The organism is Paractinoplanes deccanensis, assembly GCF_016862115.1.
GTDB lineage: Bacteria > Actinomycetota > Actinomycetes > Mycobacteriales > Micromonosporaceae > Actinoplanes > Actinoplanes deccanensis.
The window spans coordinates 15,926-33,296 of sequence record NZ_BOMI01000026.1; the positions used below are offsets into that span (position 1 = coordinate 15,926).

Sequence of the window (17,371 nt, forward strand, 5' to 3'; positions counted from 1 at the left end):
CGTGCTGCGCGAAAATCGTCGCCCGCGTCCGTGGTTCTGTCCAACAGATGTTGTTGCTTCACTACATCTGTTTCGCTGATGCAGCAGGCCCTGCGGACGGCTAGGACCCTGCGGGCGGCGCGGAGCCTGTGGGCGGCGCCGTGCCTGTGGACGCCGCGGAGGCTGTGGACGCCGCCGTGCCTGTGGACGACGCGGAGGCTGTGGACGGCGCGGAGGCTGTGGACGGTGCGGAGGCTGTGGACGGTGCGGAGGCTGTGGACGGCGCCGTGCCTGTGGACGGTGCGGAGGCTGTGGACGGCGCGGAGGCTGTGGACGGCGCCGTGCCTGTGGACGGTGCGGAGGCTGTGGGCGGCGCGGACTCTGTGGGCGGCGCGGAGCTTGCGGACGGCGCGGAGGCTGTGGACGGCCCCGGGCCTGTGGGTGCCCGGTCTGTGGTCGGCGACGCCATGGGTGGCGTGGAGCAGCACGAATCCGCGGCGTGGGCGGCGCGAGGTGCGGGTGTGTCCAGGTCCGGGTTGCGGTCGAAGAAGCCGGCCGGCTTCAGCACGAAGCCCGTGTAGTCGACCGGCATGATCGGCCAGTCCTCGGGCCGGGGAAAGTGGGTGAGCCCGAACGTGTGCCACACGACGATGTCGGTGCCGTCGATGTCGCGGTCCTTGCCGATCCACGTGTCGATGCCGGTGGTGCCGGCGTTCTGGTTGACGAAACGGCCGGCCGGGTAACGCTCCGTGTCGTCCTGCGCGGTCACCCACAGGTGCTTCGTCGTGAAGGCCGCACGCCGCGCGATGGACGACGACGGGTCCGCCAGCAGGGTCGGCTGGCCCTCCGGGTGCAGCGCGTAGGCGACGGGCTGCCCGAGCGCGTTGCGGACCGCCGGGTTCGAGATGTGCCAGGTGCGCCCGGCGCTGCCGTCGGCCAGGCGGGCGGCGCCGGACTCGGTGGTCAGGCGGGTCGCGCGGCGGGTGAAGCCGTTGCCGTGCGGATTGGCCTCGGACACCGGCACGCGGACCGCGTCGACCTCGTCCACCGCATTGCCGACGCCGTCGACCATCATGTCCAGCCGCGCCGAGAACAGATGCTGGTGGTACGGGGCGCCGACGCCCGGCGCGACCTCGCTCGCCCACGGGTAACCCTCGCCCGGGTACGCGGACGCGAAGACCACGCCGGTCGCCTTGCACTCGAGCTCGATCGTGCCGTCCAGGTACAGATACCAATAGAAGCCGTAGTCGTAGTTGCCGACCGTGATGAAGAACGAGATGACCAGGCGGCGCTGGCGGCGTACCGACGATGACCGGTTGTACATGTCGGTGTGCTTCCAGAGCAGCCCGTAGTCCTCCTCGTGCATGCAGATCGCGTTCGGCAGGTGCCGGGGGTTGCCGTCGTCGTCCGCGATCACCGCGTCGAAGTAGTGGATCTCGCCGAGGCAGTCGCAGCCCAGCGTCAGCGCGTTCGCCTCCTTGCCGAGCGAGTACTCGCCCGCGTCGAAGTAGTTCTGCCAGAACCGCACCGGCGACGGATCGCCGTACGGCACGACCATCTCGGCGACCGAGGCGCGGTAGACGATCGGGCGCAGCCGGCCGCCGTCGTGGAAGCCGATCTGGTGCAGCGTCAGACCCTCGACCTGGTCGAAGCCGATGCGGAACTGCCACTTCTCCCAGGTGACCACGTTGCCGTCGACGGTGAAGCTGGGCCCGTCCGGCTGGGTGATGTGCAGCGGCTTCTGGGTGGTCCGTTCGGCCTGGGGCAGGTGGAAGTCGGCGGCCTCCGTGGGGATCGGGAAGATGCCGTCGTCGATCAGCTCGACCACCTCGCCGGTGATCAGGTCGACATAGGCCACCACGCCGTCGATCGGGTGCGCCCACACGTTGTCGTCGTCGTGCAGCTGCTGGAACGCCAGGCACCGGACGAGCCGCCGGCCGTCCTCGCCCGGGATGCCGAACACGCCGGCGCTGAGCGCGGAGATCCTGACCCGCCGCGGCTCGGTGAGCCCGCGCCGCTCCATCGCCGCGTTCCACTCGGGGGAGGCCCACAGGATCTTCTCGACGAGATCGAACTCCTCGCCCATGATCGGCGGCTGGCCCTCGCGGCGGACGTCCACGACGCGCTCGCTGAGAACCCGCTCCGACCGCAGCGACACGAGCACGTCACGCACCTCGCCGGTCGCCCGGTCGAGCAGCACCGAACTGACACGCCTGTCATCCACCGCGCCGGCGAGCACCTCCGCCTTCGGCGGCTCCACAAGCATGACCAGCGGGAACCGGGTGGTTGGGCTAATAAATCCGTTTTTGTCCAGCACGGATCGATTGAGGGCGATCTCGTCTGCGGTGAGCCGGTCGAGCGGGTGGGGAGAGGCGCAGGGAGAGGGGCGGAGAGTGGGGCGGCCCTGGTCGACCGGATGAGGAATGGGGGCAGCCTGGGAAGGAATGGCGGCCGGGTCGAGGGTGTCGGCGGAAGCGGAGTGAGGGGCGGGACCGGACTTGTCGCCCGGCCGGCCGGTCACGGTGGGGAAAGGGAGGGGCGCTACAGCGCCGGCACGATCGCGCCCCGGCTCACGGGGAGACGGCGGGATGGGGCCGGCGGCGGGCGAGGCCGAGGGAGCGGTACCGGACGCGGTGAGGGCCGGGGAAACCTCGCCCGTGGGCGGGGCCGAGAAGGCGATACCGGAGGTGGCGGGAGCCGGGGGAACCTCGCTCACGGTGCGCGGCGCCGGGGGAGCGGTACCGGACGCGGCGGGAGCCGGAGAAACCCGGTCAGAGGCGGGCGGGACCGCAGGGTGCGAGGTCACACGAGGCTCTTTTCGTCGAGGGGAGTGGCGTTGCGGACGCGGGCGCCCCGTGCGTAGCCGGCGATGCCGAGGACCAGGAGGACGCCGAGGGTGCCCAGGGTGAAGGCCTCGAACGTCGCCTGGCTGACGCCCCAGATGTCGGTGAACGAGTAGTCCAGGCCGAACAGGGCCTCCAGCGTTCCGGGGAAGACCGCCACCCACGAGCCGAGCAGGACCCAGGCGAAGCAGATCGCGCCCAGGATCGTGAAGCCGCGGTCGGAGACCGGCACCCGGTAGGGGCGGGGCTCGTCGACCTTGCGCAGCTTGATCGCGGCCGGGATGACCAGCAGGTAGCTGAGCAGGAACGTGGAGATCGAGATGGTCAGCACGACGCCGAAGACGGCCGCGTTGTCGCCGGTGATCTGCATCGACGCCAGCAGGAAGACGGTGGCGACGACGCCGGAGAGCATGTTCACCCGGACCGGCGTGCCCAGGCGGGACGAGAACTTGCCGAAGAAGCCGCCGAAGAACGAGCCGTCCGCCGCCGCCATGGCCTGCATGCGGTCCGAGACGATCATCCAGGCGGCGCCCTGGCTGGCCAGGATGACGATCAGGACCACCGAGGTCAGGGTGAGCAGGGGCTCGGCCGCGCCGCCGTACACGGAATAGACGGTGGCCACCGCGTCGAGCAGGCCGCCGATGCCGGTGATCTGGTCGGCGGGGATGACCAGCAGGATCGCCAGGATCGGGATGAGGTAGCAGGCCGCCGCGGCAGCGCAGGAGCGGAAGATCGAGAACGGGACGTCGCGAGCCGGGTTCTTCATCTCCCCGGCCGCGCTGCTCGACGACTCGAAGCCGAGGAACGCGAAGAGCAGCACCGGCACCGAGCCGAACAGGCCGGCCAGCGTCGGCGAGAAGCTCCCGGCGCTCAGCCCGGCCGTGCCGTGGCGGAACGCGTAGATGACCGTGGTGAGCACGAAGAAGACGAGCAGCCCGACCTTGAGCAGAGCGCCGACCGTCGGCAGCCACTTGCCCCGGCGGAGGCTGACGATCGCCGCCGCCACGGTGATCCAGATGAAGATCAGCTTGAACGCGTAGTCGGCGAAGGATCCCGGCGAAAGGGCCGTGATGTGCTCGCTGAACGTCTCGGCCGCGAGGAACGCCATCGACCCGCCCACCCACACCGGCTGGGTGACCCAGGTGAGCAGCGCGGCGATCGCGGCGGCACCGCGACCGAAGGCCGTGCGGACCCAGATGTACGCGCCGCCCTCCTCGCGGAACGTCGAGCCCACTTCCGCGAAGATCAGGCCGTACGGGATCAGGAAGGTGACCGCGAGCACGAGCGCCCAGGTGAACGCCTCCCCGCCGTACGTGGAGACCTGCCCGAGCGTCTCCAGGCCGACGACCGCGGCGATCATCAGGAAGATGATGTCGAAGGCGCCCAGGCTGCGGTGCAAGCGGCTGGTCTGCTCGCGCGCCAGGCTGGTGGACGTGTCCATGGGTACCCCTCAGGTGAGCGTGTGGACGGGGATGCCGTCGGCGAAGGTGCTGCGGACGCGGATCGCGGAGAGAGCGGACGCCGGCACGGCCATCGGGTCGGCGTCGAGGACGACCAGGTCGGCGGCCTTGCCGACCTCGATCGATCCGGTGGTGTCGTCGCGGCGGCAGGCCCGGGCCGCGCCGATCGTGTACGCGGCGAGCGCCGCCTCGACCACAAGGCGCTCGCTCGCCAGCAGCGGCTCGGTCTGCGCCCGGACGTCCTGGGCGTGCGGGTCCGCGGCCGGCGCCGTCCGGTTGACGGCGGTGTGGATGCCCCACAGCGGATCGGGGCTGGAGACCGGCCAGTCCGAGCCCATCGCCAGGGCGGCGCCGGCCGCGGCGAGGCTCCCGAACGCGAAGTGGTTCTCGCGCTGCTTGCGGGTCAGGTAGGGCAGCTTGGTCTCGACCAGCACCGGGTCGTGGCGGGCCCAGAGCGGCTGGATGTTCGCGATCACCCGCATCGCGGCGAGCCGCGGCACGTCCACCGGGTGGATCAGGTCGAGGTGCGCGAGCTGGTGCCGGTGGTCCCACGCGCGGTCCGAGCCTTCGAGGGCGTCGAGGCATTCGCGCACCGCCCGGTCGCCGACGGCGTGCAGGTGGAGGTCGAAGCGCTCGGCGCCGAGCCGTTTCACGATCTCGGCCAGGGCCGAGGGTTCGAGGAAGCTGAGGCCGTGGGTGTGGGGCACATTGGTGTACGGGCTGAGCACCGCGGCCGTGAGGTTCTCGCAGACCCCGTCCTGCATGATCTTGATGGCCGTGGTGCGGAACCTGCCGCCGGCCGTCTCGGCCCGCCGGGCCAGGTGCCGCTCGATCTGCTCGAGCCCCGCGTCGCGGTCCCACCACAGCGCCCCGGTCACCTTGGCGGTCAGCCATCCCGCGTCCTCGGCGGAGCGATAGATGTCGTACGGGTCCGGGCCGCCCAGCACCGCGCCGATCGCCGCGTCCTGCCAGCCGGTGACGCCGGCCCCGTGCAGGTGCGCCTGCGCGGTCCGCAGCGCCTGCTCCCGTGCCGCCCGGCCCGGCTCCGGCACCAGGCGCATCACCAGGTCGCCGGCCGCGTCGCCGAGCATCCCGGTGGGCTCGCCGTCCGCGTCGCGGTGGATGACCCCGGCGTGCGGGTCGGGCGTGTGCCGGTCGATGCCCGCGCGGGCAAGGGCCGCCGAGTTGGCCCACACCCCGTGGGCGTCGTGGCTCATGAAGGCCGCCGGCCGGTCGGGGACCAGCCGGTCGAGCTCGTGCCGGTCGGGGAAGCCGCCGGGGAAGACGTCGCCGTACCAGCCGGAGCCGAGCACCCACTCGCCGTCCGTCCGGTGCGCGGCGATCAGCGCCCGGTACTCGCCGAGGCTGTGCACCTCGGCCAGGTCGCAGCCGGTGAGCTGAAGGCCCGCCGGCACCGGGTGGACGTGCGCGTCCTGGAAGCCGGGCAGCAGCGCGCCGCCGTCCAGGTTCACCACCTCGGTGCCGGGGCCCTGGAGGGCGCGCACGTCGCCGGTCGCGACGATGACGCCGTCGCGCACCGCCACGGCCTCGGCGGTGGTGCCGGCCATGGTGTGGATGGCGCCGCCGTGGAAGATCCAGTCCGCGGATGTCACCGCCCGTCCTCCATTCTTTGCGCTGCGTCTCAAACTATGGCGGTTGACCCTGCCTCACTTCCGTTTCAAACTGGTGAATCCGCGAGAATGATTTTCTGATGCGCAGCATCAATAACGCGCATGAGCGCAGGTAGGGGAGCGTCCGTGGCCAGGCCGAAGGAGCAGACCGCGCGGCGGGGCGAGATCGTCGCCGCGGCGCGGCGGGCCATCCGCGACCGCGGCCTCGCGGGCCTGCGGATCAAGGATGTCGCACGGGAGGCGGGCCTGTCGCCCGGTTCGGTCAGTTACTACTACGGCGACTTCGACGACCTGCTCGCCGACGTGCACCAGGACGCCGTCGACCGGTTCTACTGGCAGCGGCTGCACGCCATCGAGGCCGTCGGCGACCCGGCCGCCCAGCTCGCCGCCCTGGTCCGCGCCGGGGTGCCGGCCGGCGCCGACGACGAGACCTTCCGGGTGCTCTACGAGCTGCACGTCCACGCGGCCCGCAACCGCACGCACGCGGTGCTGATGACGGCGCTCTACGACCGCGAGGTCTCGCTCTATCAGCAGGTGCTGCGGGCGCTGGGGCTGAGCGCGGAGGCCGCCCGCACGGTGGCCGAGAACGCGGTCGCGCTCGAGGACGCGTACGGCCTGCATCTCGTCGGCCGCAACGCGCACGTGAGCCCCGCGAGCGCCCGCGCCAACATCCTGTCGTATCTGACCCTGGCCACCGCCGCCGAGCTGGAGGGCTGACCCATGGCCGACCCCGCCTTCACCTTCCTCCAGCTGCGCTACTTCGCGGCCGCCGCCGAGCTGGGCAGCATGACCGCCGCCGCCAAGGAGCTGCGCGTGTCGCAGTCCGCCGTCTCCACCGCCGTGGCCCAGCTGGAGAAGGAGCTCAAGGTGCAGCTGCTGCTGCGCCACCACGCCCGGGGCCTCACTCTCACCGCGGCCGGCAAGGCGTTCCACCGCGAGCTGCGCAGCTTCCTGGCCCACTCGGTGGAGCTCGCCGAGTCGGCCCGCAACGCCGGTCAGGGGCTGGTCGGCGACCTCACCGTGGGCTGCTTCTCGACGCTCGCGCCGTTTCGGCTGCCGGGGCTGCTCAGCCGCTACGAGGAGGCGTACCCGCAGGTGCGCCTCGACGTGCTGGAGGCCGAGCACGCCACGCTCCAGCGGGCGCTGCGCGCGGGCGAGTGCGAGGTCGCGGTCTCGTACGGCTACGACCTCGGCGAGGACATCGAGCGGCAGGTCATCGACGCCTCACCCCCGTACGCGATCGTCGCCGCGGATCACCGCCTGGCCGCGCGCGCTGAGGTCTCGCTCGCCGAGCTCGCGGTGGAGCCGATGATCCTGCTCGACCTGCCGCACAGCGGGGCCTACTTCGAGGCGCTGATCGCGCGCACCGGCGTCGCGCCGGTCGTCCGGCACCGCACGACGGGCTTCGAGACGGTGCGGGCGCTGGTCGCGCACGGCCGCGGCTACGCGCTGCTCAACCAGCGCCCGGCGGCCGACACCACGTACGACGGGCGCCCGGTGGTGGCGCTGCGGCTGCGCGACGAGGTCGAGCCGCTCGAGATCGTGGTGGCCTGGATGCGCGGCGTACGGCTGACGCACCGGGCCCGGGCCTTCGTCGGCATGGCGAAAGAGGTCTACCACCGAAAATCCGATGCTTAGCATCGGCAGTGCCGATGGCCCGGACATCTCAGCGTCACCTTGACGCCGCGTGGATGACCGGGCTGTTACGGACCGGTGCCGTGTGCGCTTTGCATCTGTTCAACAGATGCAAAGCAGCGATTACAAATGTTTGTCCGATGGGATGGCCACGACTGATAGTGCAGGTCACGTAGCAGCCCACGGCCTGTGCAGGAGACGCCATGGACGGACAGAACGCCTCGACGCTCCAGGTCGAGTCGCACACCATCGAGCACATCCCGGTCACCGAGCGCCACGGCACCGCACGCAGCCTGTTCACCATCTGGTTCGGCGCCAACATCATGCTGCTGACGGTGGCCACCGGCGCCGTGGCGACCGCCGTCTACGGCCTGCCGATCGGGGCCGCGATCGTCGCGCTCGCCCTCGGCAACCTGGTCGGCGGCGTCGTGATGGCGCTGCACGCCGCGCAGGGCCCGCAGATGGGCGTGCCCCAGATGTTGCAGACCCGGGCACAGTTCGGCTCGTACGGCAGCCTGCTGGTCGTGGTGATCGTGATCCTGATGTACGTCGGGTTCTTCGCCTCGAACATGGTGCTCGGCGGCCAGGCCCTGGCCAGCGTCACCGGGCTTCCGGAAACCCCGTCGATCGTGGTGATGGGCGCGATCAGCGTGCTGGGGCCGCTGCTCGGCTACCGGTTCCTGCACATGCTCGGCGGCCTGATGAGCGTGGTCGCCGGCGCGGCGCTCGTCATCGCGTTCGTCTGGGCGCTCGGCGTCAACGGGCTGCCCTCGGGCACGGCCGGCAGCGGCTCGTTCAGCTGGATGGGCTTCTTCGGGGTGCTCTCGCTGGCGGCGCTCTGGCAGATCGCGTACGCCCCGTACGTCTCGGATTACAGCCGTTACATGCCGCGCGACACCGGCGTCCGCCCGGCCTTCTGGGCGACCTGGTCCGGCGCGGTCCTCGGCTCGCTGCTCACCATGATCCTCGGCGTCTTCGTGGGCGCCGCCTTCCCGGCCGACGACTCGGTCACCGGCCTCGGCCACCTCACGTCCGGCGTCGGCTCGCTGGTCATCGCGATCTTCGGGCTCTGCATCGCGGTCAGCAACGGCATGAACCTCTACTGCGGCGCGCTCTCGTCGATCACGGTCGGGCAGACGCTCTTCCCGCGCTGGCAGCCGGGTGCTTCCGCCCGTACCGTCATCTCGATCGCCCTTTTCGCGGTGGCGATGGTGATGGCCCTGGCCGGCAAGGACAACTTCCTGGTCAACTTCACCAACTTCATGCTGCTGCTGATGTGCGTGCTGGTGCCGTGGACCGCGGTCAACCTGGTCGACTACTACTACCTCAAGCACGGGCGCTACGACATCACGTCGCTGTTCGAGCGCGACGGCGGCGTCTACGGCCGGTTCAACACCGTCGCCATCACCTGCTACGTGCTCGGCATTCTCGTGCAGATCCCGTTCCTGAGCACCACGCTCTACACCGGGCCGATCGCGTCGCGCCTCGGCGGCGTCGACATCTCGTGGATCGTCGGGCTCGCCGTGATCTGCCCGCTCTACTACGTGCTCATGAAGCGCAGCACCAGCACCGCGACCGCGGTGGCCGTACAGGAGGCCTGATCTCATGACTGACTGGCACGCTCTCGCCCGCGCCGTCGAGCCCCGCACCGACGCCTTCATCGACGGCAAACCGGTGCCGGCGGCCGACGGGCGGCGGTTCCCCACGGTCAACCCGGCAACCGGCGAGGTGCTGGCCCAGGTGGCCGCGTGCGGTGACGAGGACGTGGACCGGGCGGTCGCGGCGGCCCGGCGCGCCTTTCCGCGCTGGGCGGCCACCGCTCCCGGCGAGCGCAAGGCGGTGCTGCTGCGGCTCGCCGAGCTGATCCGGGCCAACGCGGACGAGCTGGCGCTGCTGGACAGCCTCGACGCGGGCAAGCTGATCGGCGACACGTCGGCCGTCGACGTCCCGGGCTCGGCGGCGATCCTCCAGTGGTACGCGGAGACGACCGACAAGGCGTACGGCGAGATCGCCCCGACCGCGCGCGGCGACCTGGCCCTCGTCACGCGGGAGCCGCTCGGTGTGGTGGCGGCCGTCGTGCCGTGGAACTACCCGCTCGAGATGGCCATCTGGAAGATCGCGCCGGCGCTCGCGGCGGGCAACTCGGTGGTGCTCAAGCCGGCCGAGGAGTCGCCGCTGTCGGTGCTGCGGCTCGCGGAACTGGCCATGGCGGCGGGGCTGCCCGAGGGCGTGCTCAACGTCGTGCCGGGTCTGGGCCCGGAGGCCGGCCGCGCGCTCGGGCTGCATCCGGACGTGGACGTGGTGACGTTCACCGGCTCGACGCCGGTGGGCAAGCTGTTCCTCCAGTACGCGGGGCAGTCCAACATGAAGCAGGTGTGGCTGGAGTGCGGCGGCAAGAGCGCGAACGTGGTCTTCGCCGACGCCGCTGACGTGGACGCCGTTGCCGCGGGTGTGTGCTTCGGGATCTTCACGAACGCGGGTCAGGTGTGCTCGGCCAACGCACGCCTGCTCGTCGCGCGTCCAGTCCGTGATCAACTCCTGGCGCTCGTGTCGGAAAAAGCGCGGCAGATCCGGCAGGGCGACCCTCTCGATCTCGCCACCACCATGGGGCCGCTGGTCAGCGCGGCGCAGGCCGACCGAGTCATGCGGTACGTGGAGATCGGCCGCACCGAGGGGCGGGCCGTGCTCGACGGCGGGCGCTCCGGCCACGCGTACGTGTCCCCGGCGATCTTCGAAGTGGGGCCGGAGAGCCGGCTCTCCCGCGAGGAGGTCTTCGGCCCGGTCCTGGCCGTGCAGGCGTTCGACACCGAGGACGAGGCGGTCGCGCTCGCCAACGACTCGATCTACGGCCTGGCCGCCTCGGTCTGGTCGGACAGCCTCTCGCGGGCCCATCGCGTCGCGGGCCGGCTGCGCGCCGGCACGGTCTCGGTGAACACCGTCGACGCGCTCGACGTCACCACCCCGTTCGGCGGGTTCGGCCAGTCCGGCTTCGGCCGCGACCTCTCGCCGCACGCGCTGGACAAGTTCACGGCGCTCAAGACCACCTGGGTGAACTACCGATGACCGACTATCTGATCGTGGGCGGCGGCACGGCCGGCAGCCTGCTCGCCGCCCGGCTCTCCGAGGACCCGTCGGTCAGCGTGACGCTGCTGGAGTGGGGACCGTCCGACCAGGACGAGCCGCGCGCCCGGTCGATCCGCCGCTGGGCCGAGATGCTCGAGGGCGAGTACGACCTCGACTACCGCAGCGTTGCGCAGGCGCGCGGCAACAGCGGCATCCGGCAGGCGCGCATGCGGATCCTGGGCGGCTGCTCCACCGCCAACACGATGATCACGTGGCGGCCGCTCGCGTCCGACCTGAACGAATGGGTGTCGCTCGGCGCCACGGGCTGGGACCCCGAGACGGTGCTGCCCTACTACGACCGGCTCCGGATCCCGATCTCCCCGGTCGCCCCCGCCGACCGCAACGCCTACGTCGCCGACGTGGTCGAGGCGGCGGCGAAGGCGCTCGGCGTACCTGTGCAGGAGAAATGGAACGACGGGCGGCTCGACTCGCGGGCCGAGGGAGTCGGCTTCTTCGAGGTCGGCTACGAGCCGGCCACCAACGTCCGCGGGTCCACGTCGATCCATTACCTGCACGACGCGCTGTCGCGGCCGAACCTCACCGTGCACACCGGCGTGCGGGCGCTGCGCGTGCTCATCGAGGACGGCCGGGCCACCGGAGTCCAGACCTCGTCCGGGATGTTCCGGGCGTCGCGCGAGGTGATCCTGTCGGCGGGCGCCATCGACTCGGCGCGGCTGCTGCAACTCTCCGGCGTCGGCCCGCGCGCGGTGCTCGATGCCGCCGGCGTGCCGGTCGTGGCCGACCTGCCGGTGGGGGAGAACCTGATGGACCACGCCGAGGGCCTGATCCTGTGGGAGGCGGTGAAGCGGCCGCCGGCGGAGTGCGCCAGCGGCTGGGACGCCGGCGGCATGTTCAGCGTCGACGGTGACCCCACCCGCCCGGACGTGCTGCTGCACTTCCCGGTCGAGGCGTGGGCCGTGCACGCCGTCACGTACGGCGTCACCCTGCCCGACACGATCGTGCAGATCGCCCCGAACGTCGCCCGCCCCGCCAGCCGCGGCACCGTGCGCATCACCTCGCCCGACCCCACCGACCCGCCCGAGATCGACTACGGCTACTTCACCGACCCCGGCGGCCACGACGAGCGCATCCTGATCGAGGGCGTCCGCGCGGCCCGCCGCATAGCCGAGCAGGAGCCGTTCCGCTCCTGGCTGGTCCGCGAGGTCTTCCCGGGCCCCACGGTGACCAGCGACGAGGACCTGTCGGCCGCACTGCGCGCCACCCACCAGACCGTCTACCACGTCTGCGGCACCTGCCGCATCGGCACGGTCCTCGACCCCGACCTGCGGGTGCGCGGCATCGCCGGCCTGCGCGTCGTCGACGCCTCGGTCTTCCCGGCCATCCCCGCCGTCAACCCGGTCGGCACGGTCATGGTGGTCGCCGAACGAGCGGCCGACCTGATCCGTTCCTAGAAGCCGGGGAACACCGCGCGCAGGTCGTCGAGGGTGACGTTGCCGGTGACCTTGACGTCCGCGGGGGTGTGCTGCGGCTTCAGCCGGCCGGCCAGCAGCCGCAGGGCCGCCTCCAGGGGGCCGTGGAAGGTGGCGGTCGCGGCGGTGGCGTCGGCCGTGAAGCGGGCGCCCTCGCCGCTCAGGGCGATGCGGTACGGGGTGCCGGCGACCTCGACGACGGCCGGCTCGCGCACCGCGCCGGTCTTGGCGATGAAGCCGAGGAAGAAGGTCAGGCCGCCGGCCAGGTGCTCGGCCATCAGGCCGGCCGAGCTGGGCAGCAGGGCGGCCGCCGGGTCGGCGGCGACGCGGATGTCCCAGCCGTGGTGGGCGGCCTCGCTGAGCCGCATGCCGGCGAACGAGGCCAGCGGCAGCGGCTCCGGCAGGAAGCCCGGGTTGATCGCGATCTCGTCGTACTGCTCGGGACGCACGGCCTCGAGGGCGGCCACCAGCGCGGCGTTCGACTCGATCGCGCCGGTGGCCTGGGCCGCGGGGCTCAGGGCGTTCCAGCGGTCCCACACGCGCTCGTTGAAGCCGTCGCCGGGCGCCGTGCCCTCGCCCAGGCCGGCCCGGAAGACGGCGAGCATGATCTCGGCGCCGCTGCCCAGGTGGGAGAAGACCTGCGCGACGGTCCAGTCGGAGGCCCCGGACGGTCCCTCGATCTGAGCGGGCGGGAAAGCGGCGGCCGCGGCGGCGAGCTCGTCATGCTCGGCGCGAAGGGCGGCGATGGTGCGGGCGGCAAGCGATGTCATGCCGTGAGCCTATCGAGGGCGTCTGGAATGCATGCAATGCGGGAGCCTTGCTGAGGGAGCTCTCGGATAAGCTGATACTTGCGCGACACAATTGCATGCTATTAATGCTCCATCGCAGGACAGGACTGACTTCGAGGAGCACCGGCATGGCAGTACTCGTCTCGGGCGCGAGCATCGCGGGCCTGAGCGTCGCTCAGCAGCTCATCGCGCGAGGGCACCAGGTGACCGTCGTGGAGCGGGCCCCGGCGCTCCGGACGGCGGGATCACCGATCGACGTGCGCGGCGCGGCGCTGCGGGTGGCCGAGCGGATGGGGATCCTCGGCGACATCCAGCGCAATCGCGTGATGAACAGCGGCCGGGCCCTGTTCACCACCTTCGTCGACGCGGCCGGCGCTCCCGTGGCGGCGCTGCCGAACGCCGAGGCCGCGGACTCCGAGGATGACATCGAGATCGCCCGGGACCGTTTGGTGGCGATCCTGCACGAGGCGATCGGCGACCGGGCGGAGTTCCGCTTCGGCGATGCCGTCGCCGGCGTCGAGCAGGATCCCGGCGGGGTGAACGTCACCTTCGCCGGCGGTGGCGAGCGCCGCTTCGACCTGGTGGTGGGTGCCGACGGCATCCACTCGACAGTGCGGCGCGCGGTGTTCGGGCCCGAGCGGCTGTTCCGCCGGCACCTCGACGTCTACTTCGCCATCGTGGACCTGCCGCTCGGCTGCGGCGTGCACGGCGAGAGCATCACCTACAACGCGCCCGGCCGCATGGTGGGCGTCTCCGACTTCGGCGACCGCACGCTGGGCTTTCTCGCCTTCCGCAGCCCGGAGCGGCCGTACGACTACCACAGCCTCGGCGAGCAGCGGCGGCTCCTCGAGGACGCGTTCGCCGGTGAGCGCGGCTGGGGATGCGAGCTGGTGCTCGGCGCGGTCCGCTCCGCGAGCGACCTGTACTTCGACTCGGTCAGCCAGGTGCGCATGCCGTCCTGGTCCTCCGGCCGCGTCGTGCTGGCCGGCGACGCCGCGCACGCCGCCGCGCTCTTCTCGGGACGGGGCACGTCGCTGGCGATGATCGGCGCGGCCCTGCTGGGCGAGGCGCTGGGCGCGGCGACCGGCGGCTACGCGACGGCGTTCGCCGATTACGAGCGGCGGTTGCGCCCGCACGTGACGCGCGCCCAGGAAGGCGTCACCTACGCGCGGGACCTGCTCGTGCCGGCGACCGCCGCCGAGCTGGCCGCCCGCAACAGCCGGTTCCCTCTGCTCGCCGCCTGATGACCGTCACCAGCCGGACGGCGCCGCCGCGGGTGGCGACCGCGCCGATGCTCGCCCTGACCTTCTCCACCGGTGTCGTCGACGCGATCGGCTATCTCGGCCTCGACCGCGTCTTCACCGGCAACATGACCGGCAACGTGGTGATCCTGGGCATGGCCCTGGCCGGCGGCGACGGCCTCCCCGTGCTGGGCCCGGCCGTCGCGCTGGCGGCCTTCGTCGCCGGTGCGGCCCTCGCCGGCCGGGCCGCTCGCGGTGGCGCACCCGGCTGGAGCGGCCGGACGACCTCGCTGCTGGCCGCCGTGGCGGTGCTGCTCGCCGCGTCCGCCGTTCCCGGCTCGCTGCCCACCGGCACGGTGCCCTGGCCGTTGATCGCCACCGCGATGCTCGGCGTCGCGATGGGCCTGCAGGCCGGCGCGGCCCGGACCGTCGCCGTGCCGGACGTGACCACCGTGGTCGTGACGTCGACGCTGGTGGGGCTGGCCTTCGACTCCCGGGCCGGCGCCGGCCGGCCGCAGCCCTGGCAACGGCGGCTGCTCGCGGTCGCCCTCATCGGCGCCGGCGCGCTGATGGGCGCCCTGCTGCTGACCCTCCACTTCGCGCTCGGGGCGGGGGTCGCCGCGCTCGTCACCGCGGCGGTCGCCGTCGCCGGGCACCTGACACTGACCCGAGGATCCGGAACATGAACACTTCCGCCGTCATCGACACCGGAAGCGGCACCCCGCTTCTCCTGCTGCACGGCGCCGAGAGCGGCGCCGGGCAATACCTCGACCTCATCGAGGCGCTGCCCGGGTGGATCCGCTGCCTGTCGTACGACCAGCGCGACACCGGCGCCGACGAGGCGAGCGGCCCGTACGGCCTGAGCGATCTCGCCGACGACGCCGCCGCGCTCCTGGACGCGCTCGGCCTGGCCGAGGCCCACGTGCTGGGCACGTCGTTCGGCGGCGCCGTGGCCCAGCATCTGGCCCTGCGGCACCCGTCGCGGGTGCGCTCGCTGATCCTCGTCGCCACCACCGCCTCGCCCGGTCCGGTGCGGGACTATCTGAGCCGCAGCCGGGCCGTCCCGGACGACCAGCGCCGCCAGTGGCTGATCGACGGCGCGATCAGCTCACGGGGCCAGCGGGACCCGGCGTTGCTCGTCCGCGTCCAGGCCTCGGTCGTGGAGCGCACCGCCGAGCAGCGTTCCCGGCGGCTCGGGGCCCTCGCCGCCCACGACACCACCGAGCTGCTCGGCCGGATCGCGGCTCCGACGCTGGTGATCCATGGCGACGACGATCCCGTCATCCCGCTCTCGTCCGGGCGGTTCCTGGCCCGCACGATCCCCGGCGCCGAGCTCGCCGTCGTGGCCGGCGGCCGGCACGCGCTGGCCTTCGAGCGTCGCGACGAGACGGCCGCCCTGGTGGCCGCCTTCGTGGCCCGCAACGAGAGCTCGGCCGGTGTCGAGGGGACGGGACCGCGGTGACGCCGGCCTTCACCACGCGGCCCACCCTCAAGGGGCGCCACGGCATGGCCGCCGCCACCCACTGGCTGGCCACCGGCACGGCCCAGAGCGTCCTGGAACGCGGTGGCAACGCGTTCGACGCCGCGGTGGCCGGCTGCTTCGTGCTGCACGTCGCCGAGCCGCACCTCAACGGGCCGGGCGGCGACCTGGTCGGCCTGGTCGCGCCGCGCGGCCGCGATCCCCGGGTGCTCGCGGGGCAGGGGCCGGCGCCCGCCCGGGCCTCGATCGCGCACCTGCGCTCGCTCGGGCTCACCTCGGTGCCGGGCGCGGGCGGCCTGGCGGCGGCCGTCCCCGGTGCCGTCCCGGCGCTGCTGATGCTGCTGCGCGATCACGGCTCGTGGGAGTTCGCCGACGTCGTCGGGTACGCGATCGACTACGCGCATGCGGGAGTGCCCGTCGACCGGAGGTGGGCCGACATCCTGGCGACCGTGGAGCCGTTGTTCCGGGAGCACTGGCCGTCGTCGTACGAGCTGTGGATGCCCTCCGGTCGGGTGCCGCGCGCCGGCGAGACCGTCACCAACCCGGTCTGGGCAGCCACCCTGGAGCGGCTGGTGAAGGAGTCGAGGCGGGGACGGAGCCGGGCCGAGCGCCTGGACGCCGTGCTGGTCGCGTGGCGCGAAGGGTTCGTGGCGCGCGGTGTGACGGCGACGCTCGCACGCCCGCACCGGCACGCCGACGGCGGCGACCACGCCGGGGTGCTCACGATGGCGGACTTCGCGGCGTTCCGCCCGACGTGGGAACGGCCGCTCACCTACCCGTTCCGCGGCGTCGACGTGGTCAAGCCGCCCGCCTGGGGCTCGGGCCCGGTGCTCCTGCAGGCGCTCGCGCTGCTCTCGGGATTTCCGGACGCGGAGCTCGACCCGTCGACGGTCGCCGGGGTGCACAACGTGACCGAGGCGTTCAAGCTCGCCTTCGCCGACCGGGAGGGCCACTACGGCGAGACGGCGCGGATCGAGCCCCTGCTCGCCGACGATTACCTGGCCCGGCGGCGCGCCCTGATCGGGCCGGCGGCAAGCCTCGAATGGCGGCCCGGGGGTGACCTTCCGTACGTGCCGGAGCTGCGCACCCCCGACGGAGCGGACCGCGCCGGCGTGGGCGAGCCGACCGTGCGGGCCTCGGGGGAGACCCGCGGCGACACGTGTCACATCGACGTCGTGGACGCGGACGGCAACATCGCCAGCCTCACGCCGTCCGGCGGCTGGCTCCAGTCGTCCCCGGCCGTGCCCGAGCTCGGTTTCTGCGCCGGAACGCGGCTCCAGATGACGTGGCTGGACGAGGGCGCCCCGGCGGCGCTGCGACCGGGGCGGCGCCCGCGGACCACGTTGTCGCCGACGATGCTGGTGCGCGACGGCGAGGTGGTCGAGGCGCTCGGCACCCCGGGCGGGGACCAGCAGGACCAGTGGCAGCTGCCGTACGTGCTGCGCCGGCTGATCGGCGGGTACGGCCCGCAGCGGGCCATCGACGCGCCGGTCTTCCACACCACGCACGTGCCCAGCTCGTTCTGGCCGCGCACCTGGGAGCCCGGTGGCCTGGTCGTGGAGGAGCGCCTCGGCGACGAGGTTGTCGCCGGCCTGCGGCGACGAGGTCACATCGTGACGGTGAGCGGCCCCTGGTCGCTGGGCCGGCTGTCCGCGGTCGGGCGGGACCCGGCCACCGGCGAGCTCTCCGCCGCCGCGAACCCGCGCGGAGGGCTCGGCTACGCCGCCGGCCGTTGACCGTCGTACTCCTAGAATGGGCCCC

13 protein-coding genes are annotated in these 17,371 nt (G+C 72.5%); 9 read left to right on the forward strand and 4 right to left on the reverse strand.

Annotated features, from left to right (window positions below):
• Nucleotides 1–100: 100 nt before the first annotated feature.
• From Ade02nite_RS08285 to Ade02nite_RS08295, 3 genes are read right to left on the reverse strand one after another with little or no spacing between them, the layout of a single operon-like run.
• Nucleotides 101–2,785, reverse strand: a complete 2,685-nt coding sequence (locus Ade02nite_RS08285) for a primary-amine oxidase (RefSeq protein WP_239168626.1) — start codon at nucleotides 2,783–2,785, stop codon at nucleotides 101–103.
• Nucleotides 2,782–4,263 (reverse strand): APC family permease, encoded by a 1,482-nt coding sequence (locus tag Ade02nite_RS08290; RefSeq protein ID WP_203760956.1) that lies wholly within the window; start codon nucleotides 4,261–4,263, stop codon nucleotides 2,782–2,784. The genes Ade02nite_RS08285 and Ade02nite_RS08290 overlap by 4 nt, the downstream gene beginning before the upstream one ends.
• Before the next feature lie 9 nt (nucleotides 4,264–4,272).
• Nucleotides 4,273–5,895, reverse strand: a complete 1,623-nt coding sequence (locus Ade02nite_RS08295) for an amidohydrolase (protein ID WP_203760957.1) — start codon at nucleotides 5,893–5,895, stop codon at nucleotides 4,273–4,275.
• A gap of 144 nt (nucleotides 5,896–6,039) precedes the next feature.
• On the opposite strand from Ade02nite_RS08295, the gene Ade02nite_RS08300 reads away from it, so the two are divergent.
• The 5 genes from Ade02nite_RS08300 to Ade02nite_RS08320 all read left to right on the forward strand — a co-directional run bounded on the left by Ade02nite_RS08300 (nucleotide 6,040) and on the right by Ade02nite_RS08320 (nucleotide 12,083).
• Nucleotides 6,040–6,630 (forward strand): TetR/AcrR family transcriptional regulator, encoded by a 591-nt coding sequence (locus tag Ade02nite_RS08300; protein ID WP_203760958.1) that lies wholly within the window; start codon nucleotides 6,040–6,042, stop codon nucleotides 6,628–6,630.
• Between the two features lie 3 nt (nucleotides 6,631–6,633).
• Nucleotides 6,634–7,551: a LysR family transcriptional regulator gene (locus Ade02nite_RS08305; protein ID WP_203760959.1), complete on the forward strand. Its 918-nt coding sequence runs from the start codon at nucleotides 6,634–6,636 to the stop codon at nucleotides 7,549–7,551.
• A 200-nt stretch (nucleotides 7,552–7,751) separates the two neighbouring features.
• Complete coding sequence (locus Ade02nite_RS08310; RefSeq protein ID WP_203760960.1) at nucleotides 7,752–9,149, forward strand: purine-cytosine permease family protein; 1,398 nt, start codon at nucleotides 7,752–7,754, stop codon at nucleotides 9,147–9,149.
• 4 nt (nucleotides 9,150–9,153) lie between these two features.
• On the forward strand, nucleotides 9,154–10,611 hold the full coding sequence (locus tag Ade02nite_RS08315) for an aldehyde dehydrogenase family protein (RefSeq protein ID WP_203760961.1): 1,458 nt from the start codon (nucleotides 9,154–9,156) through the stop codon (nucleotides 10,609–10,611).
• Complete coding sequence (locus Ade02nite_RS08320; RefSeq protein WP_203760962.1) at nucleotides 10,608–12,083, forward strand: GMC family oxidoreductase; 1,476 nt, start codon at nucleotides 10,608–10,610, stop codon at nucleotides 12,081–12,083. Before Ade02nite_RS08315 ends, Ade02nite_RS08320 begins: the two co-directional genes overlap by 4 nt.
• Here Ade02nite_RS08320 and Ade02nite_RS08325 read toward each other — a convergent pair.
• The gene (locus tag Ade02nite_RS08325) at nucleotides 12,080–12,871 is read right to left on the reverse strand and encodes a maleylpyruvate isomerase family mycothiol-dependent enzyme (RefSeq protein WP_203760963.1); all 792 of its coding nucleotides are present in this window, start codon (nucleotides 12,869–12,871) and stop codon (nucleotides 12,080–12,082) included. The genes Ade02nite_RS08320 and Ade02nite_RS08325 overlap by 4 nt on opposite strands.
• 146 nt (nucleotides 12,872–13,017) lie before the next feature.
• Between Ade02nite_RS08325 and Ade02nite_RS08330 the strand changes: the two genes are divergently transcribed.
• The 4 genes from Ade02nite_RS08330 to Ade02nite_RS08345 are packed head-to-tail and all read left to right on the forward strand — an operon-like array spanning nucleotide 13,018 to nucleotide 17,346.
• Nucleotides 13,018–14,133 (forward strand): FAD-dependent monooxygenase, encoded by a 1,116-nt coding sequence (locus Ade02nite_RS08330; RefSeq protein WP_203760964.1) that lies wholly within the window; start codon nucleotides 13,018–13,020, stop codon nucleotides 14,131–14,133.
• Nucleotides 14,133–14,816 carry a YoaK family protein gene (locus tag Ade02nite_RS08335; RefSeq protein WP_239168627.1) on the forward strand — a complete coding sequence of 228 codons (684 nt, stop codon included), beginning with the start codon at nucleotides 14,133–14,135 and terminating at the stop codon, nucleotides 14,814–14,816. Before Ade02nite_RS08330 ends, Ade02nite_RS08335 begins: the two co-directional genes overlap by 1 nt.
• Nucleotides 14,813–15,592, forward strand: a complete 780-nt coding sequence (locus tag Ade02nite_RS08340) for an alpha/beta fold hydrolase (protein ID WP_203760965.1) — start codon at nucleotides 14,813–14,815, stop codon at nucleotides 15,590–15,592. Before Ade02nite_RS08335 ends, Ade02nite_RS08340 begins: the two co-directional genes overlap by 4 nt.
• Nucleotides 15,589–17,346 (forward strand): gamma-glutamyltransferase family protein, encoded by a 1,758-nt coding sequence (locus Ade02nite_RS08345; protein WP_239168628.1) that lies wholly within the window; start codon nucleotides 15,589–15,591, stop codon nucleotides 17,344–17,346. The genes Ade02nite_RS08340 and Ade02nite_RS08345 overlap by 4 nt, the downstream gene beginning before the upstream one ends.
• Nucleotides 17,347–17,371 lie beyond the last annotated feature (25 nt).